Annotated in this window: 28 protein-coding genes; 10 read left to right on the forward strand and 18 right to left on the reverse strand. The window is 44.0% G+C overall.

Translation table 11 applies throughout. From position 1 onward, the window contains the following. Positions 1-8 precede the first annotated feature (8 nt). From VIM89_RS03375 to VIM89_RS03385, 3 genes are read right to left on the reverse strand one after another with little or no spacing between them, the layout of a single operon-like run. The gene (locus VIM89_RS03375) at positions 9-1,280 is read right to left on the reverse strand and encodes a metal-dependent hydrolase family protein (protein WP_488154719.1); all 1,272 of its coding nucleotides are present in this window, start codon (positions 1,278-1,280) and stop codon (positions 9-11) included. A gap of 33 nt (positions 1,281-1,313) precedes the next feature. Beyond that, positions 1,314-1,769, reverse strand: a complete 456-nt coding sequence (locus tag VIM89_RS03380; RefSeq protein ID WP_488154720.1) for a PIN domain-containing protein — start codon at positions 1,767-1,769, stop codon at positions 1,314-1,316. Next, positions 1,762-1,989: a UPF0175 family protein gene (locus VIM89_RS03385; protein ID WP_488154721.1), complete on the reverse strand. Its 228-nt coding sequence runs from the start codon at positions 1,987-1,989 to the stop codon at positions 1,762-1,764. Before VIM89_RS03385 ends, VIM89_RS03380 begins: the two co-directional genes overlap by 8 nt. Positions 1,990-2,062: 73 nt before the next feature. On the opposite strand from VIM89_RS03385, the gene VIM89_RS03390 reads away from it, so the two are divergent. The 4 genes from VIM89_RS03390 to VIM89_RS03405 all read left to right on the forward strand — a co-directional run bounded on the left by VIM89_RS03390 (position 2,063) and on the right by VIM89_RS03405 (position 5,337). Then, the gene (locus VIM89_RS03390; protein ID WP_488154722.1) at positions 2,063-2,635 is read left to right on the forward strand and encodes an RNA polymerase sigma factor; all 573 of its coding nucleotides are present in this window, start codon (positions 2,063-2,065) and stop codon (positions 2,633-2,635) included. Next, positions 2,607-3,404 (forward strand): hypothetical protein, encoded by a 798-nt coding sequence (locus VIM89_RS03395; protein WP_488154723.1) that lies wholly within the window; start codon positions 2,607-2,609, stop codon positions 3,402-3,404. Before VIM89_RS03390 ends, VIM89_RS03395 begins: the two co-directional genes overlap by 29 nt. A 29-nt stretch (positions 3,405-3,433) precedes the next feature. Continuing rightward, positions 3,434-4,240 (forward strand): outer membrane beta-barrel protein, encoded by an 807-nt coding sequence (locus tag VIM89_RS03400; RefSeq protein WP_488154724.1) that lies wholly within the window; start codon positions 3,434-3,436, stop codon positions 4,238-4,240. 101 nt (positions 4,241-4,341) lie between these two features. Continuing rightward, positions 4,342-5,337 carry an ABC transporter ATP-binding protein gene (locus VIM89_RS03405; protein WP_488154725.1) on the forward strand — a complete coding sequence of 332 codons (996 nt, stop codon included), beginning with the start codon at positions 4,342-4,344 and terminating at the stop codon, positions 5,335-5,337. Between the two features lie 87 nt (positions 5,338-5,424). On the opposite strand, the gene VIM89_RS03410 is transcribed toward VIM89_RS03405, so the two are convergent. The 11 genes from VIM89_RS03410 to ilvD all read right to left on the reverse strand — a co-directional run bounded on the left by VIM89_RS03410 (position 5,425) and on the right by ilvD (position 17,803). Further along, the gene (locus VIM89_RS03410) at positions 5,425-5,760 is read right to left on the reverse strand and encodes an RNA recognition motif domain-containing protein (protein ID WP_488154726.1); all 336 of its coding nucleotides are present in this window, start codon (positions 5,758-5,760) and stop codon (positions 5,425-5,427) included. Positions 5,761-6,339: 579 nt separating this feature from the next. Further along, a complete protein-coding gene (gene ilvA, locus VIM89_RS03415; protein ID WP_488154727.1) occupies positions 6,340-7,590 on the reverse strand; it encodes a threonine ammonia-lyase IlvA in 1,251 nt (416 codons plus the stop codon). Positions 7,591-7,803: 213 nt separating this feature from the next. Further along, a complete protein-coding gene (locus tag VIM89_RS03420) occupies positions 7,804-8,970 on the reverse strand; it encodes a 2-isopropylmalate synthase (RefSeq protein ID WP_488154728.1) in 1,167 nt (388 codons plus the stop codon). 157 nt (positions 8,971-9,127) lie between these two features. Then, positions 9,128-9,886: a class I SAM-dependent methyltransferase gene (locus VIM89_RS03425; protein ID WP_488154729.1), complete on the reverse strand. Its 759-nt coding sequence runs from the start codon at positions 9,884-9,886 to the stop codon at positions 9,128-9,130. A gap of 116 nt (positions 9,887-10,002) precedes the next feature. Continuing rightward, positions 10,003-11,067 (reverse strand): 3-isopropylmalate dehydrogenase, encoded by a 1,065-nt coding sequence (gene leuB, locus VIM89_RS03430; RefSeq protein ID WP_488154746.1) that lies wholly within the window; start codon positions 11,065-11,067, stop codon positions 10,003-10,005. A 205-nt stretch (positions 11,068-11,272) separates the two neighbouring features. Continuing rightward, entirely contained in the window at positions 11,273-11,662 is a 390-nt protein-coding gene (locus VIM89_RS03435) for a GxxExxY protein (protein WP_488154730.1), read from the reverse strand. Positions 11,663-11,705: 43 nt separating this feature from the next. Then, the gene (gene ilvC / locus VIM89_RS03440; protein WP_488154731.1) at positions 11,706-12,764 is read right to left on the reverse strand and encodes a ketol-acid reductoisomerase; all 1,059 of its coding nucleotides are present in this window, start codon (positions 12,762-12,764) and stop codon (positions 11,706-11,708) included. Positions 12,765-12,896: 132 nt separating this feature from the next. Beyond that, a complete protein-coding gene (locus VIM89_RS03445) occupies positions 12,897-13,478 on the reverse strand; it encodes an O-methyltransferase (RefSeq protein ID WP_488154732.1) in 582 nt (193 codons plus the stop codon). Between the two features lie 67 nt (positions 13,479-13,545). Continuing rightward, positions 13,546-14,148 (reverse strand): acetolactate synthase small subunit, encoded by a 603-nt coding sequence (gene ilvN / locus VIM89_RS03450; RefSeq protein ID WP_488154747.1) that lies wholly within the window; start codon positions 14,146-14,148, stop codon positions 13,546-13,548. Positions 14,149-14,220: 72 nt separating this feature from the next. Then, positions 14,221-15,948, reverse strand: coding sequence for a biosynthetic-type acetolactate synthase large subunit (ilvB, locus tag VIM89_RS03455; RefSeq protein WP_488154748.1), 1,728 nt, complete (start codon positions 15,946-15,948; stop codon positions 14,221-14,223). A 142-nt stretch (positions 15,949-16,090) separates the two neighbouring features. Further along, positions 16,091-17,803, reverse strand: coding sequence for a dihydroxy-acid dehydratase (ilvD, locus tag VIM89_RS03460; RefSeq protein WP_488154733.1), 1,713 nt, complete (start codon positions 17,801-17,803; stop codon positions 16,091-16,093). A 617-nt stretch (positions 17,804-18,420) separates the two neighbouring features. Here ilvD and VIM89_RS03465 point away from each other — a divergent pair. Both VIM89_RS03465 and VIM89_RS03470 read left to right on the forward strand, forming a co-directional pair. Further along, a complete protein-coding gene (locus VIM89_RS03465) occupies positions 18,421-18,717 on the forward strand; it encodes an antibiotic biosynthesis monooxygenase (RefSeq protein ID WP_488154734.1) in 297 nt (98 codons plus the stop codon). A gap of 329 nt (positions 18,718-19,046) precedes the next feature. Continuing rightward, positions 19,047-19,724: a peroxiredoxin gene (locus tag VIM89_RS03470; protein ID WP_488154735.1), complete on the forward strand. Its 678-nt coding sequence runs from the start codon at positions 19,047-19,049 to the stop codon at positions 19,722-19,724. Between the two features lie 106 nt (positions 19,725-19,830). Here the strand turns inward: VIM89_RS03470 and VIM89_RS03475 are convergent, their stop codons facing one another. Next, complete coding sequence (locus tag VIM89_RS03475) at positions 19,831-20,196, reverse strand: helix-turn-helix domain-containing protein (protein ID WP_488154736.1); 366 nt, start codon at positions 20,194-20,196, stop codon at positions 19,831-19,833. Positions 20,197-20,606: 410 nt separating this feature from the next. Here VIM89_RS03475 and VIM89_RS03480 point away from each other — a divergent pair, with 410 nt between their 5' ends. The 4 genes from VIM89_RS03480 (at position 20,607) to VIM89_RS03495 (ending at position 24,208) form a co-directional block, all read left to right on the forward strand. Beyond that, a complete protein-coding gene (locus tag VIM89_RS03480) occupies positions 20,607-21,449 on the forward strand; it encodes a class I SAM-dependent methyltransferase (protein WP_488154737.1) in 843 nt (280 codons plus the stop codon). A 1,097-nt stretch (positions 21,450-22,546) separates the two neighbouring features. After that, entirely contained in the window at positions 22,547-22,990 is a 444-nt protein-coding gene (locus tag VIM89_RS03485; RefSeq protein WP_488154738.1) for a hypothetical protein, read from the forward strand. A 150-nt stretch (positions 22,991-23,140) separates the two neighbouring features. Next, positions 23,141-23,500, forward strand: a complete 360-nt coding sequence (locus tag VIM89_RS03490) for a hypothetical protein (protein ID WP_488154739.1) — start codon at positions 23,141-23,143, stop codon at positions 23,498-23,500. A 255-nt stretch (positions 23,501-23,755) separates the two neighbouring features. Continuing rightward, positions 23,756-24,208 carry a hypothetical protein gene (locus tag VIM89_RS03495; protein ID WP_488154740.1) on the forward strand — a complete coding sequence of 151 codons (453 nt, stop codon included), beginning with the start codon at positions 23,756-23,758 and terminating at the stop codon, positions 24,206-24,208. A gap of 230 nt (positions 24,209-24,438) precedes the next feature. Here VIM89_RS03495 and VIM89_RS03500 read toward each other — a convergent pair whose 3' ends face one another. The 3 genes from VIM89_RS03500 to atpD form a co-directional block, all read right to left on the reverse strand. Further along, entirely contained in the window at positions 24,439-24,702 is a 264-nt protein-coding gene (locus VIM89_RS03500; protein ID WP_488154741.1) for a hypothetical protein, read from the reverse strand. Between the two features lie 144 nt (positions 24,703-24,846). Beyond that, on the reverse strand, positions 24,847-25,098 hold the full coding sequence (gene atpC, locus VIM89_RS03505) for an ATP synthase F1 subunit epsilon (RefSeq protein ID WP_488154742.1): 252 nt from the start codon (positions 25,096-25,098) through the stop codon (positions 24,847-24,849). A 111-nt stretch (positions 25,099-25,209) separates the two neighbouring features. Further along, entirely contained in the window at positions 25,210-26,712 is a 1,503-nt protein-coding gene (atpD, locus tag VIM89_RS03510; RefSeq protein ID WP_488154743.1) for a F0F1 ATP synthase subunit beta, read from the reverse strand. Positions 26,713-26,794 lie beyond the last annotated feature (82 nt).

Raw genomic sequence — 26,794 nt, forward strand, 5'->3', positions numbered from 1 at the left:
AATAATGCTTATTCCTGCCTGTAAATCACGCCGTCCTTCATCACCAATTTCATCTGTTTCACAGCCTTGATATCTTCAACCGGGTTGCCCTGAACAGCAACCAGATCAGCAAAATAACCGGCCTTAATATTCCCGACATTTTTTAATTGAAAGACAGAAGCATTTACCGATGTAGCTGATTTTAACACATCAATAGGTTTCATGCCATATTCCACCATCAGGATCATCTCACGTGCATTATCGCCATGCGCAAATACGCCCACATCGCCACCCATGCAGATGGTTACGCCAGCTTTCATGGCCTCGCTGAAAATATATTTTTTACGTTTGATGGATGCAATATCCGGGTCGCCTTTTTTCCAGCCATCAAAATAAGTAGCATAGGCTTCGGTAGCAGCCAGGGTAGGGCAAAGGGCTATATTTTTCTCTTTCATTAGTTTAAAAAGCTCAGGAGTGCCGCCGTCGCCATGTTCAATAGTAGTTACGCCGGCTTCAATAGCCCTGCGCAGACCTTCTGACGTGCTTGAGTGCACCGCTACGATACGTCCACTGCTTTTGGCCACCTCTACGGCTTTTTTCAATTCTTCTACTGTAAACGTCGGTTCTGCTTTTTTATCCAGTCCCCAGCCATAGTCGGCATATATCTTCACCACGTCAGCACCATGCCCTATTTGGGAACGTACTACATGGGTTATACCTTCTTCTCCGTCCGCTTCTTCTCCGCCTTCTACAATTGTATTCTGATCTACTACATTCTTTGGCCCATAGCTGCCTGTTGCCACTATAGCCCGGGTAGCCACCATCATCCGCGGACCGGGGATTATTCCCTTATCAATAGCTGTTTTTAGTCCAACATCGTCATAGCCAGCGCCTTCGGTCCCCAGATCACGCTCCGATGTAAAACCTGCCATCAGCGTTTCACGGGCGTGTACTACTGCGCGGGCAGTACGTTCAGCGCGGCTTTCTTTCAATACCTGGTCGTCCCATAGCGTTTCATTATAGGGATGGAGAAATAAGTGCGAATGCCCTTCTATCAAACCTGGCATTAGCGTTGCGCCCTTTAGATTGATCACTTTTGCCGAGGAGGGTGCTTTCACACTACCTGCATCGCCTGCCGCTTCGATGCGATTGCCTTTTACCAGCACAACCCATCCTGTATGGATTTGCTCGCCATCAAAAACACGGTCGGGTTTTAAAAGGGTATAGGTTTCCGTTGTTTGCGCTAAAACAAGACATGCTGATGCCAGGATCAGCAATAAGATGAGCTGCAGTTTCTTCATTGTGTAAGCAAATTATTAAAAATAATTCACTAATTATTCGCCAGCCTCTTTCAAAACTATCTCTTCCAGTGCGGAGGATATTCTGAAATTGGTCTGTTTGATTTTGACCAACAAGGGCTTCACTGATGGAATTATGCCATTCAATTTGGCTTTGATAATAACCCCCAAAGTACCGGTAATTGAAATGCCCAGTTTTTCAGCAAGAGTTCTGGCCTGGAGATCGTCAAGAATCAATACGCTTCCCGGCAATTCTAATGCTAAAGCGATGGCGCTTGCTTCACCTTTGTCAACCTGCAGCTCGAGTATCTCTTGTCTCTTGCGATCTATTGGCGATTTGATCTTTATCCAATCCGGAAGAATTTCCCCAAATTCATTGACAATGTCAGGTGTGGTAACAACATCCTTGTAAACTGCTCTTAATAAATCAAGCTCTTGTATATTCGATAAGATAATCAGACAACTGGTATCTGAGATAACAACATCAGGCATTTTTTACGTCTTTAGTAATGTCTGACGCAGGATGATTAAAGATAGATACACCGTAATTTCCAAGCAATTCGGTAAAGGTACGTTTGGTGAGTCCGGCAACTTCGGCAGCCTGACCCAATGAAAGCTTTCCTTTTTCATATAAGCTGGCAGCCAATATCATAGCTGCTTCCTTTGCATCTACATTGGCCGAATCGGGTATATTTAAGGTTATTACTTTCATAATACTCAAAAATAACGAAAAATAATTTATCCTTCGTGCAACCAATTGCCTTTAGTTTTCATCTTACCTTTAAATGATGTTTTTGGAGCACAAGTACACAATTGATGATCTGGTAAAACGCTGTAAGGCAAACGAACGCAAGGCGCAGGAGTTGCTTTACAAGCAGTTTGCTTCGAAAATGCTGGGGATATGCCTGCGTTACGCGAACGACAGGATGGAGGCCGAGGATATGCTGCAAAACGGTTTTATCCGGGTGTTTCAAAAGATTGCCGACTACCGCGGGGACGGTTCTTTTGAAGGCTGGGTAAGACGGATCATGGTACACAGCTCTATTGAATATTATCGCAAACATCATAAAATGCTTTCGGTGGCTGATCTGGAGGAAACAGGTAAAGAACCATCCGTTGATGCAGTTGCAGCAGCACGACTGGATGCCAAAGACCTGATGACGCTGATACAACAGCTCTCGCCGGGATACCGGATGGTGTTTAACCTTTACGCGATAGAAGGTTATTCACATAAGGAGATCGGCGAGATCATGGGGATATCAGAAGGCGCCTCCAAGTCGCAGCTATCGAGGGCCCGGGCTATATTAAAAGAACAAATTATACAATCAGATGGAAAAAGGTATGAATATGCAGGATAAAGAATTTGATGATCTGTTCCGCTCAAAGCTGGGAGGTTTTGAGGTACAACCATCGGCAGAAGTATGGCAAAATATCGATGCTGAACTTGCCGGAAAAAGAAAGAAAAGCATCTTCCCGATGCTGAGCATTGCTGCGAGTGTGTTGATACTGCTTGTCGCAGGTATATTATTTATCCCTAAGAAAGGTGTTATGAAACACAATAAGCAGGATACCAATGTGGTTGCAAAAGCAAATCCAGCAGTAGTAAAACCTGAAAGCACCAAACCTGTAACCTCATCTGAATCACAGCAGGAACAAGTGGCTACAGTTGAAACACCGGTTAAGAATACAATAAAGGCCAATCAACCTAAAATAAAAACAAACATTGCTGAATATAAAGAACAGGCAAATCCATCGATTGTAAAAACGGTTAAAACCGATGATCAACCTTTAATAGCCTCGACAGTTACTCCAAAACAAGATGAAGTTGTAAAACAGGAACCAATCGAGTTAACTGAAGCAACCTCTGCAACTATTAAAAACGCCGAAGATAACAGCGCGGTTAGTTTGCCTGCTCAACCTGTGTTAGCTTCAAATCAACCTGCTAAAACAACCAAGCCGGTTGTAAAAAAACGCGGCATACGCAATTTTGGCGATATTGTGAACCTGGTGGTTGCCAAGGTTGACAAACGCAAGGACAAACTAATAGAGTTTAAGGATAATGACGACGATGAGTCCATTATATCAGCAGTGCACCTGGGGGCGCTCAAAATAAAAAGAGATAATTAATCAATTCAATCTAAACAGATAAAAATATTATGAAACGTTTACTATTTATCGTTGCCCTGGTATGTGCAGTGGCGGGCAACACTTATGCTCAGGATACCAAAACCGATACGGTTAAAAAAGACACCTCGGGCAATCATAACTGGAGCTGGAGCAATCATGAAGATGGCGACGACACTACTCATTACCGTCATCACTATCACCATCACAATAACAGTGGGTTTTCCATCGGTCTTACCTTTTCACGGTTCGATCTGGGCTTAACCACGCTGGTAGATAATGGCAGCTTTACGCTGTCTCCAAAAAACGATTTCCTGCGCTATCGTTCATGGAAATCAAGCAATGTGGGTTTTGATGTGTTCCAGTTTGGTTATCGTTTTACCGATGTATTTAAAGTGTATGTGTCAGGTGGTTTCGACTGGACATTACTCCGCCTGCGTGAGAATATCACTATACTGCCTAATCAACCTGTTTTAACTTATCGCACAGACAGCATCAATTACAGCAAAAACCGCTTCGGATCGAGCTACCTGCGCATCCCTTTGTCTTTTGATATCCGCACACATGAAGATGCACGCGGAAACAGGGCACACTTTGTTTTCGGCCCGATTGCCGGGATATTCCTTAACGGTCGAGTAAAGCAGATAAGCGAGGAAAATGGCAAGCAGAAAATCGACAATGACTATCATTTTGCCAAAGTGCGCTACGGCGGCTTTGTCCGGATGGGTTATGCCGGATGGGGGGTATTTGCCAAATACTACGTCAACGACATGTTCGAGAACAGTCCGGAACAGGCAGGGTTGAGGAACTTATCCTTTGGATTGACATTTGGGTTCTAAAAGACACGATTTTAGAAATTGCCGGAACTTATTTGATTGGATAATCAAGTATAATCCCGGCAATCTTTTTAATCCTTAAATCGTGTTATCTTTGTAGCTCAATGGCTACTCCTTTTTTACACGCGGTCTCTATCAGCAAAATATATCCCGGCAGTACCGGCAGCGGACTTAAGCTAACCAGCCTGGAAATTCAGTCCGGACAAATTACGGCTATCATCGGTGCAAGCGGCAGCGGTAAAAGCACGCTATTAAGCTTGATTTATGGCTTACAGTCGCCGGACACAGGAGAAGTGCATTTTAAAGGCGACCGTGTTTGGGGGCCCGAAGAAAAACTAATCCCCGGCCACGATGCCATGAAGATGGTAACGCAGGCCGAAGATGACCTGAACCTGTTTGCCAAGGTTCGGGATAACGTATCAGTTCTGTTGCCAAATACCGATATCCAGGCTAAAAGGGAAAAGACCGAACAGGTGCTGAAACAACTCAACATGTTGCACCTGGGCGATAAACGGGTGGCTGATTTGAGTGGTGGAGAAAAGCAACGCGTAGCTATAGCACGGGCCTTGGTAACCCAACCGGAAGTTTTATTGCTCGATGAACCCTTTAACCAGGTGGATACTTCCTTCAGAGATGGTTTGCAGGATGATATCCGGCAGATCGTCAAGGATACAGGCCTCACAGTGATAATGGTTTCACATGACCCTGCCGAGGTATTGTCTATGGCGGATATACTGATTGTCTTGAAAGACGGCGAGATCATTGAATCCGGACATCCGAAAAAGGTATATAATGATCCATTATATCTATATACTGCAAGACTTCTCAATAATTGTAACGTGCTAAATGCTAATGAAGCTGAGCTTTGTGGGATCACAGCAAAAAAAGAATTTGTAATGCTTTATCCTGAATGGATAGAGGCACGCGATAGCTGGGCGGCCAGCAAATGGGTGGTAAAGCAGGTACTTTTTAAAGGCTTTTATGAAGAACTATTGCTGGAGAACGATGGGGTTATCCTGCGCATACTCAATGGCCACCCCGGTAAATTTATAGAAGGCAGCCGGGTGAAGATAAAAATCGGTCGTTACCTGGAATATTGATATCCAAACCACAACTTATATCAATCAGAACCTTAGGCTGATTGGCAGCCTAAGAAAGTATATCATTTAAATTTTAGCAGAAGAAAATTATCTCGGTCTTCTTGGGCGCATCTTCCTAAATTCAGGATCGCCAGGTTTGGATAATTTGCGGTATACCGGAGGTCTGGCAGGGGCCTCGGGTTCATCCGGGCGAATATTTACGGTAAGCTCGCGGTCGCCGATTGGATAACCGTTTAGTACCGAAACCATGTTATCAGCAGATTCCTGGTCGCCAACTTCGATAAATCCGTAGCCTTTGCAAACGCGTGTTTTTTTGTCACGAACCAGTTTAATAGTTTTCAGGTCGCCATGCAGGGCGAATATTTTTGCCAGTTCAATTTCATCCATATTCAGCGGAAAGCCGCTGACAAATAACTTTACCATCTCTGATTATACAAACGCAAAACTAGCCCAATTGCTTGCATTCGTGTTAAATTAAAAGCATTGTTTATTATTCAGTAGACCAACGATGCCAGGGCCAGCATCCGCGATAAGCACTATTCAAAAGCGAACATACGGATTTTATACGAGATACTCAACATGGTAATTTATTTCTATCCTTACTTGCTTTTATTATATTAGCTTAAAAAAGACCTTATCTGATGGGGAATCGCGGTGAAATATTTGTTGTGATGGGTATCCTTGTAGTTTGGGTAATTAATATACCCATTTATATTTACAGGCTATTTATGGCTTTGATAGGACGTAGCCATTTTCCGCCAATTCGTACCTTGTTTTATGTCCCAAAAATTGTTGATCAGTGGCTTGCGCCAATTGGCATTTCGCTGTGCATATTATTCGCAATAGTCATCCAAATCCAATACCACCTTCAGCATCAGGGCTAGTTTTGTTAGTATGTTTTAAACCCAAAACATACATGTGCAATGAGCGTATCTAAGTCGAGATTATTTCCCAGTAACAACTATGGTACAGGCTGCTCATTGCTGGGACACAAGGGCAAGATCACACTAAATACTCAAACAAGGTCTGATCCCTGTTCAGCTCTATTACATCAAAGCGATGTTCCTCCATGCGTTGCAGGAGGGCGGGGTAGTCATCGGCAGATTTTAATTCGATACCTACTAAAGCCGGACCATTTTCTTTTTCGGTTTTCTTGATGAATTCAAAACGTGTGATATCGTCATGGGGACCTAAAACGTTGTTTACAAATAATTTTAGAGCACCTGGCCGTTGAGGGAAACGAACGATGAAATAATGTTTTAGACCCTCATACAGCAACGATTTCTCTTTGATCTCCTGCATGCGGTCGATATCATTATTGCCGCCGCTGATGATGCAGACTACTTTTTTGCCTTTCAGCTTATGTTTATATAGATCTAAAACGGCCACGGACAAAGCCCCTGCTGGTTCTACTACGATAGCATCCTCATTGTAAAGTTTGAGTATGGTGGTGCACACTTTACCTTCAGGTACCAACAGCATATCATCCAATACTTCCCGGCAGATAGGATAGGTGAGCTCACCTACTCGTTTTACGGCAGCGCCATCCACAAAGCGGTTTATGGTAGATAATGTTACAGGTTCGCCCTCATCCAATGCGTGGCGCATAGACGGAGCGCCTTCGGGTTCTACACCAGCTATAAGTATGCCGGGTTTATGTTGTTTCAGGTAAGTGCCTGCCCCAGCCGCTAAACCGCCGCCACCAATTGGAATAATGACTGCTTCTACATCAGGCAGATCCTCCAATATCTCAACGCCAACGCTCCCTTGTCCGGCGATGATCTCATAATTATCAAAAGGAGGGATGAAAGTCATGCCATTGGCTTCAGTATAAGCTAGAGCTTCTTTCAAACAATCATCAAAAGTATCACCAACCAATATGATCTCGATGTTGCCATTGCCATGCATTTCGGTTTGAGATACTTTTTGCTTTGGTGTTATCTGCGGCATGAAGATAACCCCTTTAGTTCCCAGCCTGCGGCATGAAAAAGCAACACCCTGCGCATGGTTACCCGCACTGGCACAAACTACACCCCGCTTCAATTGATCGGCGGTTAGCTGGCTGATCATATTGTAAGCACCCCGCAACTTATAGGAGCGAACCACCTGCAAGTCTTCACGCTTTAGGTAGATTTCGCAATCATAACGATCAGATAGGCGTTGATTAAACTCTAAAGGAGTTCGCTTTACGATGCCTTTGAGTTGCTCGTAGGCAGCTTCGAAATCGAGGGGATATTTGGTTGGGTTGTCCATTTTTTTAAATAATTGAAAGTCATTTCATTGCCGTTGACTTTAGTCAAACGGAACAAAATAAAAGAAGTATCGGGCTTTAGCCAAAATTAGCACGTGGAGATTAGGCTGAAGCCTTTTTCTTTTGCTAATAATCCGTTGGCTGAAGCCAACGGCAATGAGCCTTGTAAATTTATTATTGTAGCCCCTCTCCATTGGAGAGGGGTTGGGGTGAGGCTACTGTTTTACTAAACGATTTACCACAAGTCCGTGCAAATCCTCGTCGCTGATATCTAATTTGTTATCGGCTAAAGTTAAAAAGCGGTGATAAGCGCCTGCTAATTCTTCTTTATCAAGAGTGTACCCCAATCTTTCTAAATGGAACTTCAATGCATGGCGACCGCTGCGGGCTGTCAGCACAATACTTGCGCTTGGGAAGCCCACATCTTCCGGACGGATGATCTCGTAGTTTTCGCGCATCTTTAAGAAGCCATCCTGGTGAATGCCAGAGCTATGTGCGAAGGCATTTGCCCCAACGATAGCTTTATTCGGCTGCACAGGCATACGCATTTGGGTGCTTACCATGCGGCTGATCTCGTAAATTTTTTGCGATTGGATATTGGTGTGTAAACCCAGGCTCTGGTGTGTTTTCAGGATCATCACCACTTCTTCTATCGAAGTATTTCCGGCACGTTCGCCGATGCCGTTAATGGTGCCTTCTATCTGGCGGGCGCCGTTTTGCAGTCCGGCAACTGAATTGGCTGTCGCAAGGCCTAAGTCGTTATGACAATGAACGGAAATGATGGCCTTGTCGATATTCTTTACATTTTCTTTAAGGAAACGAATTTTGCTTCCATATTGATCAGGCAGGCAGTAACCGTTAGTGTCAGGAATATTGACGACGGTAGCACCTGCCGCAATGACCGACTCGACCATCTTCGCAAGGAAATGCACGTCGGCCCTTCCTGCATCTTCTGCATAAAACTCAATATCCTCCACCGCACGTTTCGCATATTTCACTGCTTCAACGGCACGCTCCAAAATTTCTTCGCGAGTGCTGTTAAACTTGTGTTTGATATGCATATCAGACGATCCGATGCCGGTATGAATACGCGGACGTTTAGCATATTTCAACGCTTCGATAGCTGAGTCGATATCACCTTTGTTGGCACGTGTAAGCGCGCAAACGGTTGGTTCTTTTACCGCTTTTGATATCTCTACCACGCTTTGAAAATCGCCGGGGCTCGATATCGGGAAACCGGCTTCAATAATGTCAACACCCAGCGCTTCCAGTTCGCGGGCAATCTCTATCTTTTCGGGTGTGGTCAACTGGCAGCCCGGTACCTGCTCGCCATCGCGGAGCGTGGTATCAAAAACATAAACGCGGTTGGGATCGTGTAACATTCTTCTTTAGATTTGAGATGTTAGATATGAGATTTGAGACACTGTCCTATCTTATACTTAAACATCGGTTAATAACTTCTATCTATTTAAATTAAATTTATCAATTTATGGCCGTGATTGAAATCTCATATCTCAAATCTCACGTCTCATATCTCAATTATATCTCTTTTACCGCCACAAATCGCAGCCTTTTATAATCAGCATACCACCGACCGTCTATTTCGTTGGTCGGTTGCAGCAGATCGGTAATTTCATTCAATATTTGTTGAAGCTCAGCAGCCGGTATTTGTTGGAACAACGATGAACCGAACATATTGAACCATTTGGCTATTCCCTCGCGACCGTCCTGTAATAAGGTAGGGCGATCAAAGTGCGAGGTGAACGTCACCCTAAAACCACCGGCTTCCAGTTTAGCTGCGTAATCTGCAGTCGACGGAAAATACCAGGGGATAGCAATATCACCCTTGATATATCCATGATTCCTGAGCACGGTTGACGCGGCGGCTAACATCAATTGGTTGTTACCTTTGCCGCCAAACTCGCCAACAAACCTGCCGCCTGGTTTCAACGCACTATAAACGCTTTTGATCACACCATCAGCATCGTGTATCCAATGCAATACTGCGTTGGTGAAAACCGCATCAAAAGGCTCATCAAAATGAAAGCTTGCAGCATTAGCTACACTAAAGTCCAATTCAGGAAATTTGGCTTTTGCTTTCGCGACCATTTCGGGAGACGCATCAATGCCGATAACCTCAGCGCCATGCTCCTGAATTTGTTTAGCCAGATCACCTGTACCACAACCCAGATCAAGGATACGCTCGCCGGGTTTCACATCCAGCAACTCCAATACACTCTCACCGTATTGCGATACGAAAGCGTGTTTGTTGTCATATAATTCAGGGTTCCATTTCATAAGACACGATTACACAGATTAATTTTGATTACACTGATTGGGTTATACGTTGTACGTTTTACGTGATACGTTTTTTTCTTTATTACGTACAACGTAAGACGTCTGACGTACAACTCTTATAAGTATTCCAGCACCTTTTTGCCCATGGCGTCAGTGCCTAGTATTTTTGCTTTATCGGTATTTGCGTCAGCGATGTCGCCGGTGCGATAACCTGCTTTTAATGTTTTATCTACAGCTGAGGTAATGCGTCCTGCTTCTTCTTTCAGTCCGAATGCAATTTCATACATCAAGGCAACAGATAGGATAGAGGCAAGCGGATTCGCTTTGTTCTGCCCTGCAATATCATGCGCTGAACCATGGATCGGCTCAAAGAAGCCTGTACCATCACCAACAGAAGCTGATGCCAGCATACCCATTGAACCAGCAATTTGAGAAGCTTCGTCAGTCAGGATATCACCGAACAAGTTGGCTGTAACCACCACGTCGAACTTTTTAGGGTTCTTTACCAGTTGCATGGCGGCATTGTCGATAAACATGTGTTCGGTTTCTACATCAGGATATTCCGGGGCTATTCCCTGGATCACTTCGCGCCACAGGCGTGAGGTTTCCAATACGTTTGCTTTGTCTACAGAACAAAGTCTCTTGGTACGAGCTCTTGCCGCTTCGTAAGCTTTGCGCGCGATACGCTCAACCTCGTAACGGTTGTAGTTCATCAAATCTGATGCGAAATCAGCAGTGCGGTTCTTCTCACCGAAGTATACGTCGCCGGTTAGTTCGCGGAAGAACAGGATGTCAGTTCCTTTCAATATCTCCGGTTTCAGGCTTGATGCATTCAGTAATTCATCAAACAGCATGATCGGACGCAGGTTAGCATATAAACCTAACTCTTTGCGAATCTTCAATAAGCCTTGCTCAGGTCTTACTTTCGCGGAAGGATCATTATCATATTTGATATGACCAACAGCACCGAACAGGATCGCATCGCTGGCTTTTGCTTTGGCGAGCGTGTCGTCAGGTAATGAGGTTCCGGTAGCCTCGATAGCTACGTGACCCATTATACCCTCGTCAAACGTAAACTCATGACCATATTCCTGGCCGATCTTTTCCAGTACAGCCTTACCCCAGGTAGTCACCTCAGGGCCGATGCCATCACCGGGTATTACTAATATGTGTTTCTTTATTCCCATTTTATTTGGTCATTTAGTCAATGGTGAATGGTCAATAGTGAATTTGCAATTTCATTATTTATTCACTACTCACCATTCACTATTCACTCCAATAGTGTTCAACAGTCGGAAAAGGATCATAAAAATGATGCAGCAGACTTTTTCATTCCTGGTATTTTGTCTGAATCAGAATTTACAGAATTAAAGAATGACCAGAATGTTAATTGCTTGTCTGAATATTATATCTTGGGTTGAAGATTAATTTGTATTGCAGGCTTTGACTGTCAAAGTTGATCAATAAACCGATTGGGAAATCATAAGCTACAGTATAATTTTTAGCTTGTGCAATGTGCACATTTTCCAAATCAATTAATGCTTTCAACTCAACGACTACTCTGCCTGCAATAATAAAATCAGCACGTCGCGTGCCCACTTCTATTCCCTGATAAAATATTGGATGATCTTGTTCTCTCGCAAATTCTAATTCCGCATTTGCCAGTTCAATAGCTAGACATCTTTGATAAATTACTTCCTGGAACCCATTTCCAAGAGTGTTGTGCACTTTCATAGCACAACCTATTATCTTGTATGTTAACTCATCCTTTTCCAATATTCTGTTAATTCTTTAATTCTGTAAATTCTGATTCAGAAATTTACGCTTCTACAACCTGGTTTTCAGGACGCAGGCTGCGTACAGTTTTACCTGCTTGCCACATTTCGCTTTCACGCAGTTCTTTCAGTTCTGCATCCAGTTTCACGCGGTAATCAGGCTGGCTGTTTGAGTCGATTGAGCGTTGCGACTCTTTGCCGGTAGCAACGCTTTCATATAATTCCTGGAACACTGGTTTTGTAGCGTCACGGAATTTCTTCCACCAATCCAAAGCACCACGTTGTGCCGTAGTTGAACAGTTAGCATACATCCAGTCCATACCGTTTTCAGCTACTAATGGCATCAACGATTGAGTTAACTCCTCAACAGTTTCGTTGAATGCTTCTGACGGAGAGTGGCCTTTGCTGCGCAATACATCATACTGAGCGGCAAATACACCCTGGATACAACCCATCAGCGTACCACGCTCGCCGGTCAAATCGCTATAAACTTCTTTTCTGAAATCGGTTTCAAACAAATAACCGCTGCCTACTGCAATACCTAAAGCGATAACTCTGTCTTTAGCTTTGCCTGTAGCGTCCTGGAAGATGGCGAAGCTTGAGTTCAAGCCACGGCCTTGCAGGAACATACGGCGCAATGAAGTACCTGAACCTTTTGGAGCTACCAGGAATACATCCACGTCAGCAGGAGGAACGATGCCGGTTTGCTCTTTGAAAGTGATACCGAAACCATGAGAGAAATACAATGCTTTACCTGCAGTCAGGTGTTTTTTAACAGTTGGCCACAGTTCGATCTGTGCCGCATCGCTCAACAGGTAGCAAATGATGGTACCACGCTCTAAAGCTTCCTCGATCTCAAAAAGAGTTTCGCCGGGTACAAAGCCGTCAGCAACTGCTTTATCCCATGTTTTTGAATTTTTACGCTGACCAACAATTACGTTGATACCGTTATCTTTTTGATTGAGTGCCTGACCGGGACCCTGAACACCATAACCTATAACAGCTACGGTTTCGTTCTTCAATACTTCCTGCGCTTTTGCTAAAGGAAACTCTTCGCGGGTTACTACGTTCTCTTCAGTGCCGCCGAAATTTAGTTTTGCCATTGTTTTGTTTTTTATTGATTACACCGATGATTTTATGATTACACCGATTATTTTGTTCATTAGTTCAATTGTTCATTAGTCATTAGCCATCAGTCATTATTACCTTTCGCCTTTGACCTTTATCCTTTTACCTTATTTTTTCACCACTATCACAATCCCCGATGCCCAACCCATTTTGGTTAATACAAGGTCTTCACGTTCATCAAGGTAGTTCAACAAGTTCGCTACTTTATCTGCGTGACCGTCCGGCCAGTTGGTTTGCGGCAGCATGTCATCAATGATATAAAACCCGCCTTCTTCCAGCATCTCCAAGGTTTCTTCGAGGTGCGTGTATTTTCCGGGCCAGGTGTCTGCAAATATAAAGCTGAATTTTTGCCTGTTATTTTTCTTTATCCATTCTCCGCCATCGGTACAGATCAAAGTCAAGCGTCTGTCGATACCCAAATTCTCTTTTGCTATACTTAATAATGTTTCATCATTATCCAGTGATACCAAAGTTGAATCCTGATCCATGCCATCTAATATCCATGCTGTCGCTAAACCAGTTCCTGTGCCCAGCTCTAAAAATTTGGAAGCAGGTTTTGAAGCAGCCAGCGTTTTCAGAAGCGTACAGGTTGATATTTCCGACATCTGCAAAAAACCGCAAGCCTCGGTAGCTTTTTTAATGCTATCGTAGGCTTTGGGATGGACTTCTGTTTCGTTATCTAAGATCATTTTGATTTCGGAATTCGGATTTTCGATTTCGGATTTATTTTTTGCCTTTTGACTTTCTGCTTTCAGCTTACATTGTGAACACCTTATCAGCGTCGTTCAAAAACTCATTTTCTATCACTTCTTCACCCGGTTCCAAACGTTCAAACTCACGCAATTTAGCATTGAAGCCCTCGCTGTCTTTAATGATAGCCACGCGTGCGCTGCGGACAAACTCGATCAGGCCGTAAGGCTGTAAAATGCTGATCAGGTTGTCGATCTCTTCGCGGTGACCTGTCGTTTCAAATACTGTATAATCCTTACGGATAGCTACCGCCCGGGCGCCATTCTCACGGAGCAGGCGCTCTACGCTTACTTTCTCCACGATTACCTCAGTGGATAACTTATATAAAGCCAGTTCCTGCCAGATCACATCTTCGTTGGTATGATAGTATACTTTCAATACCTCCACCTGTTTTTCTATCTGGCGGCAAAGTTTGCGTACCACATCTTCGGTCTCGGTGATCACAATATTAAAGCGGTGAACACTGCTCACTTCTGACGGCGAAGTATTCAGGCTGTCGATATTGATCTTGCGACGGGTGAAGATGATAGCGATGCGGTTAAGCAGGCCGATCTGGTTTTCGCTGTAAACGGTTATATTAAATTCTTGTTTTTCTTCCTGTGTGCTCATTGTCTTGTCATTAGTCATTGGTCATCAGTCATTGGTTGTTGTTTCTGCAAACTGCCAACTCAAAACTGCAAACTATTTTAGCCTGATCTCTGCTACGCTGCAACCTTGCGGTACCATCGGGAATACGTTGTTCTCTTTGGTAACCATTACTTCTAAAAGATAAGCGCCTTTATGGTTCAGCATCTCCTTTAATGCACCCTGTAGATCTTTCCTGTCGCTCACTGATTGTCCTGCGATGCCATAAGCACCAGCCAATTTCACAAAATCAGGACTTTGCATATCAACGAAAGAATAGCGACGCTCGTTAAACAATTCCTGCCATTGGCGAACCATGCCCAGGAACCTGTTGTTCAGTATGATGATCTTTACATCGATATCGCTTTGCATAATGGTACCCAGTTCCTGCAAGGTCATCTGGAAACCGCCGTCGCCAATGATAGCCACTACTTCACGATCTTTTGCACCATATTTAGCGCCCATAGCAGCAGGCAGGGCAAAGCCCATAGTACCCAAGCCACCGCTGGTTACGTTGCTGCGTGTCTTATTCAGCTTTGCATAACGACAGGCCACCATCTGGTGCTGACCGACGTCAGTTACAATCACCGCGTCGCCTTTGGTTAGCTCATTCAACTGTTTGATCACTTCGCCCATCGTCATCTCATCCGTAGTTGGGTTCAGCTCTTTGTCGATCACCAGTCTAACTTCTTCGGCGGTATGATCGTGGAATTTTTGCAGCCATTCAGGGTATGTTCTTGTCTCAATAGCCTGTGTAAGCAATGGCAATGTCTCCTTGCAATCGCCCCAAACAGGAACGGTAGTTTTCACATTCTTATCTATCTCAGCCGGATCAATATCCAGGTGAATTACCTTGGCTTGTTTTGCATATTTATCCAGTCGGCCTGTAACGCGGTCGTCAAAACGCATACCGATGGCGATCAGCACATCGCATTCATTGGTTAACACGTTCGGGCCATAGTTGCCGTGCATGCCCAGCATACCTACGTTAAGTGGGTGATCTGTAGGGATAGCACCTGCGCCTAAAGCTGTCCAGGCAGCAGGGATACCTGATTTCTCAACAAAAGCCTGGAATTCTTTCTCAGCTCCGCCTAAAATCACACCCTGGCCAAACAGGATAAATGGCTTTTTAGCTGTTGCGATCAAATCAGCGGCTTCTTTTATATATTGAGGCCTAACAATAGGCTTCGGTCTGTAACTGCGGATGTGGTTGCAAGGTGTATAGCCTTTGAATTGGAATTTTTGTATCTGTGCGTTCTTGGTAATGTCGATCAATACAGGACCCGGGCGGCCGCTGCGGGCAATATAAAACGCCTTGGCGATCACTTCAGGAAGCTCATTTGCGTCAGTTACCTGGTAGTTCCATTTGGTGATAGGAGTGGTGATGTTGATCACGTCAGTTTCCTGGAAAGCATCAGTGCCTAATAGGTGGGCAAATACTTGTCCGGTGATGCATACCACGGGTGTGCTGTCTATCTGTGCGTCAGCTAAACCCGTCACCAAATTGGTAGCACCCGGACCGCTGGTTGCAAATACCACACCCACTTTGCCTGATGTGCGTGCATAGCCCTGTGCAGCATGAATGCCGCCCTGTTCGTGACGCACCAGGATATGATCCAGTTTATCATGATAATCATATAAGGCATCATAAATAGGCATGATCGCTCCGCCCGGATACCCAAATATCGTCTCAACACCCTCGGTTATCAATGCCTCTAATAAGGCAACTGAACCGGTAACTTCTCTCGATGGTGCTCCCGCTGATTTCTCTGCGGCTGCATCTATTTCTTGTTTAGCAATTGTTTGTGTTTCCACTGTATGCTTATTTTAGTTCTGTAAATCAATTTAATTAGTGAATGAGCGAATTAGTGAATGAGTGATTTGAAGACCTTTCACCTTTCGCCTTTCAGCTTTAACCTTTCTGCTTTTAGCTCATTTCGTCTGTTACGCAACCCTCAGCAGCAGTGCTTACTGTTTTTGCGTATTTGTAAAGCAGTCCTTTTGTGGCTTTTAGAGCCGGTTGTTTCCATTCACTTCTGCGGTGTGCCAGTTCGGCATCCGATATTTTGAGGTTCATGGTACGGCCGATGGCATCCAATTCTATAATGTCACCATCCTTAACCAGGGCTAAATTGCCGCCGTTATGGGCCTCGGGAGTGATGTGGCCAACCACAAATCCGTGCGTGCCTCCGCTAAAACGTCCGTCGGTGATCAAGGCAACAGAGCTACCCAAACCTGCGCCAAATATGGCTGAGGTAGGCTTCAGCATTTCCGGCATGCCCGGCGCGCCCTTCGGACCAACGTAGCGGATCACCACCACATCACCCGCACGGACTCGGCCGCTCAGAATGCCATCTATCAATTCAAATTCACCGTCGAATACGCGGGCAGGGCCTTCAAAGCGCTCGCCCTCTTTTCCGGTGATCTTCGCCACCGAACCGCCCTCGGCCAGGTTACCATACAGAATCTGCAGGTGACCAGTAGCTTTGATTGGCTGCTCAACAGGGAATATTATCTTTTGTGTATTAAAGTCTAGCTCAGGAATATCAGCCAGGTTTTCGGCTAATGTTTTGCCGGTAACAGTCAGGCAATCGCCATGTAGCCAGCCTAGTTTTAACAGATATTTCATTACCGCAGGTATACCGCCAACTTTATGCAGGTCTTCCATCATATACTTGCCGCTTGGCTTCATGTCGGCTAGTAGCGGAATACGGTTACTGATCTCCTGGAAGTCATCCTGGGTCAAAGGCACATCAACACTTTTTGCTATCGCGATCAAGTGCAGCACGGCGTTGGTTGAGCCACCCATTACCATAATAGTAGTGATAGCGTTCTCAAAAGCTTCGCGGGTCATGATATCTTTTGGTTTAATATCACGCTCCAGCAATACTTTTATGTATTTACCGGCTTCAAGGCATTCCTGTTTCTTTTCTTCGCTCAGGGCAGGATTTGATGAAGAGTAAGGTAAACTCATACCCAAAGCCTCGATAGCTGCTGCCATAGTATTAGCAGTATAGATACCACCGCAAGCGCCAGCGCTTGGGCAAGCATTTTTTACTACGCCCATGAAATCCTCAGGAGTGATAGTACCTGCGATCTTTTTACCCAACGCCTCGAAAGCTGAAACGATATTCAAGTCTTCACCTTTCCAATGGCCTGGTTTAATAGTACCACCGTAAACCATAATAGAAGGACGGTTTAAACGGCCCATTGCCATTACTGACCCCGGCATATTTTTATCACAGCCCGGAAGAGTGATCACCGCATCATAATATTGTGCGCCGCAAACTGCTTCGATAGAATCGGCAATAACATCGCGGCTTACTAATGAGTAGCGCATCCCTTCGGTACCATTGCTCATGCCGTCGCTTACGCCTATAGTATTGAAGATAAAGCCCACCAGGTCTTCTTCCCACACACCTTCTTTTACCAGTTTGGCCAGGTCGTTCAGGTGCATATTGCAGGTGTTGCCGTCGTAGCCCATGCTGGCAACGCCCACCTGCGCTTTTTTCATGTCATCCTCGGTAAGGCCGACACCATAAAGCATAGCCTGTGCGGCCGGTTGGGTTGGGTCTTGCGTAAGTGTGCGGCTATATTTGTTCAGCACGATTTGTTCGTCGGTAGCAGTGGTAGTACTCATTTTGTATTTTAGTTGTATTGGTTGTAGAGGTTGTAGAAGTTGTAAGGGTTGTAGTTGTCGAAGGCGTTTTTCAACTACTTCAACCATTACAACATTTTCAACTACTTCAACTATTTCATCAAGCAAAAGCAAGTTACCCAGATGCTTCTCAAACCGCAATAGTCAAAAAATAAATTTTTATTTAGTATTTTATTCTGTTTAAACTATAAATTATTATAAATATTCTGTAAATATAATTTATTTCAGAATAAAATTAGTATCAATATAGACCAAAGTTAAAAACGGTATTCGGTACAGTTGCTATGTATGCATAATAAAGGGCCGATTTTCGGCGTGAAATGTCGGGTTGGGCGTATACAGTTTGCAATTTTTAGTTTGCAGTGGGTAATAATAATAATGCAGAGACGCAATGCATTGCGTCTCGGACCGAGCAGTTTTTTAAGTGCATTTTTTTGCTAAAAATGTCAATAAATTCACCCCATTTCTTTTGCTTCTGACATTCTTTTTTACCTAACTTAGATTACTCTTCTTTACATGCCTAACGCCCTGTTTACACGGCATCTTGCTACTTTGTATCGTTAGTTAATAGTTCAATTACGCATTTAAATGAATTCATCATGGAAAAAGTAATCGTTCAATTCAACATTCCCGGTATGACATCAAAGGTGTATGACCAGATTTGGGACGAACTGCGCAAAGCAGGCCAATCGCACCCCGCAGGACTTCATTATCACGTAGGCGCTCAGCAAGGCGATCACTGGCTGGTAGTGGACGTTTGGGAATCAATGGAAGCATTCAATAGGTTTGGCGAAACCCTGATGCCAATCCTGGCAAAAGCCGGGGTAAACATGGACTCGGCCAAACCGGTGATTACACCTGTGCATTATGAGTATGATGCGGCGTTGGTGCATTGATCAGTTTGCAGTTATGAGTTGGCAATGGGCAGCAATTACTAGTCTGAACCGGAATTTTTTGAATTAATAAAATTGTCAGAATGCTGGTAATTCCAAAAATTCGACCAATTCGGGTTCAGACAATCGCGTTAAGGATTGAAGCGGATACCGGCCTGTGGCTAATGCTTGTGTAGTATGAGTGGAAAGCCTGGGCCGCAGGCAACGCCCAACTCAGTTTGCAGTTATGAGTTGGCAGTGGGCATTAGGGCAGACAATCGTTGGATTAAAGAGAAAACTAAATCGGCTTACAATTGAATCAACTATCTATTTAACCATTTAAAATTAACACTATGAGTATCAGATTAGGAGACACCGCCCCGGATTTTCAGGCTGAAACTACGCAGGGCACCATCAATTTTCATGATTGGATAGGCAATGGCTGGGCCATATTGTTTTCGCACCCAAAGGACTTTACCCCTGTTTGCACCACCGAACTGGGTTATATGGCTAAACTGGCGCCTGAATTTCAGAGCCGTAATTGCAAAATAATAGGATTAAGTGTTGATCCGGTAGACCGGCACAAAGAATGGGCAAAGGATATTGAAGAAACACAGGGCACAGCAGTAAATTATCCTATGATAGGTGATACCGATCTGAAAATTGCCAAACTTTATGATATGCTGCCTGCTGATGAACCGGGAAATTGGGAAGGCCGCACCCCGGCCACCAACCAAACCGTTCGTTCAGTATTTATTATAGGACCGGATAAGAAGATAAAATTAATGCTTGCTTACCCGATGAGCACCGGCCGCAATTTTGACGAGATATTGCGTGTGCTGGATTCGATGCAGCTGACTGCCGAGCATAAAGTGGCTACTCCGGTTAACTGGAAGAACGGCGACGACGTGATCATACTAAGCAGCGTATCAAACGAAGAGGCGATGGAAAAATATCCGGAAGGCTTTAAAACCGTTAAACCTTATATGCGCGTGGTGCACCAGCCCGGTAATAAGGTGATGATGAACTAAATTGATCTTTGTGAATGGAGATTAATGTGGAGCGAAAGGCAGGAACGGTTTTACCATAATGGTAAGTGCACCCTGCCTTTCTTAAGGTATGATCAATAGTTGATAGTTAAAACTTGCTGCTACGGCCGTGCAATTCCTCGTACAGCTCGATCACCTTGCGTTGAAGCGAGGTGATCTCGGCTTCCTGCTCGGAAATTTTCTTTTTCAGTATATCACTCGTAAACTCAATAGGGGCAAGCTCCTCGTTGTACACATTGAGCAGTTGCAGGAGCGTGACGTTGTAAATGTCGGCAATCTGCTCCAGCCGCGAAAGGTTTACATCGGTTACCCCCGTTTCAATCTTCGACATGGCAGGAATAGAGATTCCCAGCCTGCTTGCCACGTCTTCCAGCGTCCATCCGTTGCGCTGACGAATTAATTTAATACTTTGGCCAACTGTCGTTTTTGGCGCTTTGTTTTCAATCTCACCCATTTTAAAAATTACACACTAACGTTAAAGGTCATAATCATTGCCTTCCAAAGTTTGGCACGCGGGGGCAGCACGCGGCCTCTCGGTCAAAGCGTTTAAACAAATTAGGACTGAAAGATGTAACTTTTTTTTGATTATATCAATAAGATAGACATCTGATTTTCTGAATATTAATATTTTATACTCAAATTTCTTACGATATTTTAATAAATATTTCCCGATAAGTAAAAAATGGGTTTCTTTCTGAGAAAGGTGAGTCAGTGGTGAGTGGTGAATGGTTTTGCTAACTGCCAACTGCGAACTCAAAACTGTAAACTGATCTAAATTGTTACACTTTCTCAAATATCAAAAACTTAAACCTGTAATTTAAGTTTATAACTTTGCAGTCCCCTAAACCCTGAAAAACGCATCCTATGAACACCCGGTTATTCACCCGAATAGACAAAACTTTTCTCAATACAGATAAGGAACAAATACGACGGACAAAAAATATACGCCTGATCCCTGATTTTAAGAACCGGAGAGGCGGCAAACTGGCTTATGGCGAATGGGCCCACGTGATCGGGATATTTCAGACCCTAATGTATCAAACGCTCGAAAAGAAAACAGGCAATAACGTCCTGGATATCGGCTGTGGTACCGGGTTGCTCGGTATTTCTGCGGAACCGTTTGTATACGGAGGCGGTACCTATACAGGCATCGACGTGATGGCAGATGATATTAATTTCTGCCGGTCGCATTTCCATGCAGATAATTACCAGTTTATCCATTTTGACGTGGCTAACGCTACTTATGCCAGTGATCAGGATACGCAATTGAAAAACTGGCCGGTTGAACATAAATCACAAGACCTGGTGACCGCCCTCTCTGTATGGACGCACCTGAACGAAACCGACGCCCTGTTTTATATGAAAGAGGTAAGCCGCGTTTTAAAAGACAATGGCAAGGCTATTATCACCTTCTTTCACCTCGACCAGGATTATGACGATTCGCTGCGAAAAAGAAGTCACGCCAAAGGCAGGTTCCACAACACCAACCAGACCGATTGGATATTCGACCAGAAAGCCTATGCATCACATGACTGGTTTACCACCAAATGGGCAAACGCCCCGGAAGATGCTATTGGTGTTACCCCTGACGGAATGAAAGCTTTATTAATAAGCTCGGGTCTGAAGGTGACACAATACTATCCCGGCAACTGGAAAGAACAGCCGGGAGTGTTTTTCCAGGATGTGTTTGTGCTGAAGAAGGGGTAGGCGGACGGCGGTTGGCGGACCATTGATTAGTTCGATGAATAATTTTTTCCGACTGCAACTGTCTGCTGCCACTGCAACTAAAAAAAGGGTGTCATGCCTTAACTGCCACTGCTGCTGCAACTGCCACTAAAAAAACCTACTTAATAATCAAATTCTTAATCCCCAATACCTCACTGAACCCTTCTGCCTGCTTGCGGCATTTATCGCCTGATTCGTTGCAGCAACATTTAATGATCATTGTGCTGTTAAAAACAACAATGACAGGCTTTAGACGGTGCTCATGACAGGTATTACTTTCTAATACCTGCTTTAAACTCATTATATCCCGGAACGGCTCATGTATCATCGCAGTATCGGCTAAATTTATATAAACTTAGCGATAGGGATTAATACGTGGTACGTATTTATACGGGTACGTGGTTTGTGAATGCTAATAAAAAGTCACAAGTAGCCTTTGCACGTAACCCTGCCCGTCATACTTGCGCCAGTATGGGGTTGGGAAGCGAACGAACAAAAATACAGTGAAAAAACGGGTTGTAACAAATGACTAGAGAATGTATTTACATTACTAAATTCCTGATTTTTAATGCTATTGATGCGCGGTTTTCATCATTTTACTCTCGGTGTGGAAAACTTGCATAATAAGTTGGCGAATTTGAACGCACTACGCCAAAAAGGTATTGATTAAAAGGTTATTTTTGTCTTGGTTCGATAAACGAAAAAAACCGGTTGTCTCACTAACCGGTTCTTTCGATAGTATTTTGCAATACATTCGTATAAATTGTTAATACAAATGTAAACACAATTGTCAATAATAATTGATAAAGTTATCAAGAATTTTTGACGCTATAGTGAAAGACGTATAAAAATCGGCCATCTTTCCATATGGAAAAGATTATAGTCTTGATGTCCCTTGTAGTTACCTATAAGGCGATGACACTGGTCGCAAAAGCGGTCAGGTGATTTTTAAGGCTCCCAACTTTGGGGGCCTTCTTTTTTCATCAAGTGCAAAGCTATTCGTTTTTTGCTAATTAGATTAGAATAGAGCGTAAGCGTCTTGGTGTAAATCTGTAAATTCGAGCGTGAAATTATAAAATATGGAAGATGAGGTATACAAATTTATAGATGACTTTTTAGGGAAATTTAAAGGAAAAGAACCGCAAGCTTTTGGAAAGTTATTTTTGGATCCCCTGGGAAAAGCCGCTATCCAGATAATGATAGAAAATAAGCTCATTGTTTATAGTGGGGAGTTGACAGCAACTAAGCTTGTTAATATTTCAATACCAGGGCATAAAGTACTTCACCATCCAGGAGGGATAAGGGGATATCTAGGTGTTTTATCTAAAAAAGAAGAGGAAAGGGAAAGTTTAGAGCTTGAAAAACTAAAAGGTGATGTTGAGAAATTGAAGTATGATATACTTATCTCAAAAGATACGCCTTCCAATAACAGAAAAAACAGAGTACTCGCAATTATATCCATTATAATTGCATTTGGAGCATTATTGATATCCTTGATTGCATTGTTGAATAATCTAAAATAAAGATTTGCCTTGCCGACTAAATATGCTACATGTATCTAAGCAACTGTTCACCCTGTCCAATCCCATCCTAACTCAAAAACCGAACGAACAAAACAATCTACTCTGTAGCACAACGCTCTCCCCGCACGTAATACCCTAAAAACAAGCCTTATGAAAAAGCTTTACATCGGGGTAGTATTATTAGCTGCGGTATGGGCATCGTGCCACAATGGTTCGGGCGGGAACATGACCAACAAATGCGGGCCATGCCCGCTGACCGCTACTGCCGAGATATTGATGGTGGCGAAAGTCAGGATGCTGAGTAAAACTACCGGCGCCGACCTGATCTTTGCGGCAAACTCGCCTTATAAGCCTTCAGACCTGAAAGTGAGCAGCTCACTGTCCGATACCGGTTACCATTTTATAGTGGATACCTCGTCATATAGCAGTTACCCGTCTGTCTGGTTGGTTGGACGGTCAGTCTGTAACTTACACCCTTCAGTTAGGCAATCTGAGTACCGATCAAATTAAAATAGTTGCAGGCCTTAACGACCAAAAGTGTTGCGCTACTCCCCAGGTAAAAAGCATGATGCTTAATGACAGCCTGGTATGTGCGCCATGCAGTGCTCAGCAGGAGGTGGTGATCAGGAAGTAGTGAGCGGAGAATAGTGAGTGGTGAGCAGTGAATATTTATTGGAATCATTGTAATCAAACCAATCAACGGTCAAAAATATATATCTTGTTACACAAACGCTTTTACCTGCGTAATACATTAAAATCTGTCACATGAAAAAAATCTACATTGGGTTATTATTATTGTTATTGGCATTTATAGGGGTATCATGCAATAACACATCAGAAAAATGCGGGGCGTGTCCTCTTGCCGCTATAGATATGACGATGAAAGTAAGATTGGTGGACAAAACTACCGGAGCCGATCTGTTGCCGCCCAACTCGCTTTATAAGGCTTCTGATTTGAAGGTGAGCAAGTCTGTAAATGATCCTAATTTCTACGCGGTAACAGATACCGTAGACCACACCGTGCGGTTATATGATGGCCAGGACATAACCTACACTTTGCAATTGGCCAATTTGAGCGCTGATCAGATCAAGATAGCTACTGCCATTAATAGTCAGAAGTGCTGTGCCACCAGGTATGTGAAAAGTATTATGCTTAATGATAGTGTGGTATGCAGTACGAATTGCAATCCGCAGATGGAGTTGGTGATTAAGAAGTAGCCGGGAAGAAGTTTGCAGTCAGCTGTAGGCAGTTGGCAGTCGAATTGATTGCCAACTGCAAACTCAAAACTGCAAACTGAATAAGCATTAATTAAAAGTCAATTTAATAATCGATCGGCGATCCAAACTCCATCTAAACTTAATGATAAAATGATTCAAAAATAATACGGTTGGAAGAGCCAGTTAACGGGCTAATTCTACATTTATTTAAACCATCAAATACCGTAATATTATGAAACATTCACATCACGAAGAAGCTGCAAAGCATCACATGGAGGCTGCAAAGCACCACACCGAAGCCCACAGACATCACACTGAAGGAAATGAAGAGGCTGCTGCTCATCATGCACATGCAGCGCACGGTCACCACGCAAAAGCAGGTGAGCATGCTGCAGAGGCGTCAAAGCACCACGCAGATCGTCATTCTGCACATCACGCTGAAGAGCATCATGCTGAACACCATTCTGAAAATTAACGGTCTTTGCTTTTAGCATTAGGAGAGCTGTCCAAATCAAAAGGGCGGCTCTTTTAGGTTTGTAGTAAGTGTTCACGGGCGTTCACGGTGTTCGTGAACGAACAATAATAAAAAACGCCCGGTAAGCAATTACCGGGCGTTCGTTTTAAATGTGAATGTGTTATTAACGGTGGGTAATGCCTTCGGCCAGTACCATCACTTTGTTGTTCAGCACTTCAACAACGCCGCCATGAATAAGATATACATCTTCCTTATTTCCCCCGTGGCGGATGATCAGTTTGCCATCTTCCAGGGTTGAGATCAGCGGTGCGTGCTGGTTCAATACTTCAAATGCGCCCATAGTGCCCGGCAGGTTTACCGAAGCAACCTCGCCTTCAAACACTTTTTTATCGGGAGTCAGAATTTCTAGTAGCATAATTTATGTGCAAATGTGCGTATGTGCAGATGTGCGAATGTTTTTATTGAATGATGAATAAATATGCCTGTGCTTAGAATTTGCACATCTGCACATTTACTCATCTGCACATTAACTATTCGCCTCTGCAAGTAATTTCTTGCCTTTTTCTATAGCGTCTTCAATGCTTCCAACCAGGTTGAATGCAGCTTCAGGATATTCGTCCACTTCGCCGTCCATGATCATGTTGAAGCCTTTGATGGTATCTTTAATGTCAACCAGTACACCCTTTAAGCCGGTAAACTGCTCGGCAACGTGGAATGGCTGAGAAAGGAAACGCTGTACACGGCGTGCACGTGACACAACCAGTTTGTCTTCTTCAGAAAGCTCGTCCATACCTAAGATGGCGATGATATCCTGAAGTTCTTTGTAGCGTTGCAGAATTTCTTTTACACGCTGAGCGGTGTTGTAGTGCTCGTCGCCAAGAACTTGCGGGCTTAAGATACGTGAAGTAGAGTCAAGAGGGTCAACCGCAGGATAGATACCCAGCTCGGCAATCTTACGTGACAATACGGTAGTAGCATCCAGGTGGGCGAAAGTTGTTGCCGGCGCAGGGTCGGTCAAGTCATCCGCAGGTACATATACTGCCTGTACAGAGGTAATTGAACCGCGTTTGGTTGAAGTGATACGTTCCTGCATGGTACCCATCTCAGTAGCCAGTGTTGGCTGGTAACCTACCGCTGAAGGCATACGGCCTAACAACGCCGATACTTCTGAACCTGCCTGGGTAAAACGGAAAATGTTATCGATGAAAAACAGTATATCACGGCCTTTACCTTCTGAGTCACCATCGCGGAAGTACTCAGCGATAGTCAGACCTGATAATGCCACACGTGCACGTGCACCCGGTGGCTCGTTCATCTGTCCGAATACGAAGGTTGCTTTTGAATCTTTCAGTTCGTCTTTGTTTACTTTAGAAAGGTCCCATGCACCTTTTTCCATAGCGTGAACAAAGTCTTCACCATATTTTATAATGCCTGATTCGATCATTTCGCGCAGTAAGTCGTTACCTTCACGGGTACGCTCACCTACACCGGCGAATACTGATAAACCTGCATAAGCTTTTGCAATGTTGTTGATCAATTCCTGGATCAATACGGTTTTACCTACACCCGCACCACCAAACAGACCGATCTTACCACCTTTTGCGTAAGGCTCCAGTAAGTCGATTACCTTGATACCGGTGAACAATACTTCGCTCTCGGTAGAAAGGTCCTCAAATTTTGGAGGGTTGCTGTGAATAGGTTTACCATCTGCTTTATCCAGGTTACCCAAACCGTCGATAGCATCACCTACAACGTTGAATACACGGCCTTTGATATCGTCACCGACAGGCATTTTAATAGCTGCTTCCTGATCCACAACCGGCATACCGCGCAGTAAACCATCAGTTGAGTCCATCGCTACTGCACGTACACGGTCTTCGCCTAAGTGCTGCTGAACTTCCAAAACGATTTTCTGGCCGTTGTCTTTGGTGATCTCTAACGCGTCATAAATTTTAGGAAGATGACCTTCGGAGAAGCTAACGTCAACTACCGGACCGATGATCTGTGATATTTTTCCAATGTTTGGCATATATAACCTGGTAATTTAAAAGATTTTGTAAATGAAATAGTTCCCTATAAAATGCTTTTGTTTTAGAGCCGCAAAGCTAAGG

This window comes from Mucilaginibacter sp., from assembly GCF_036568825.1.
Classification (GTDB): Bacteria; Bacteroidota; Bacteroidia; order Sphingobacteriales; family Sphingobacteriaceae; genus Mucilaginibacter.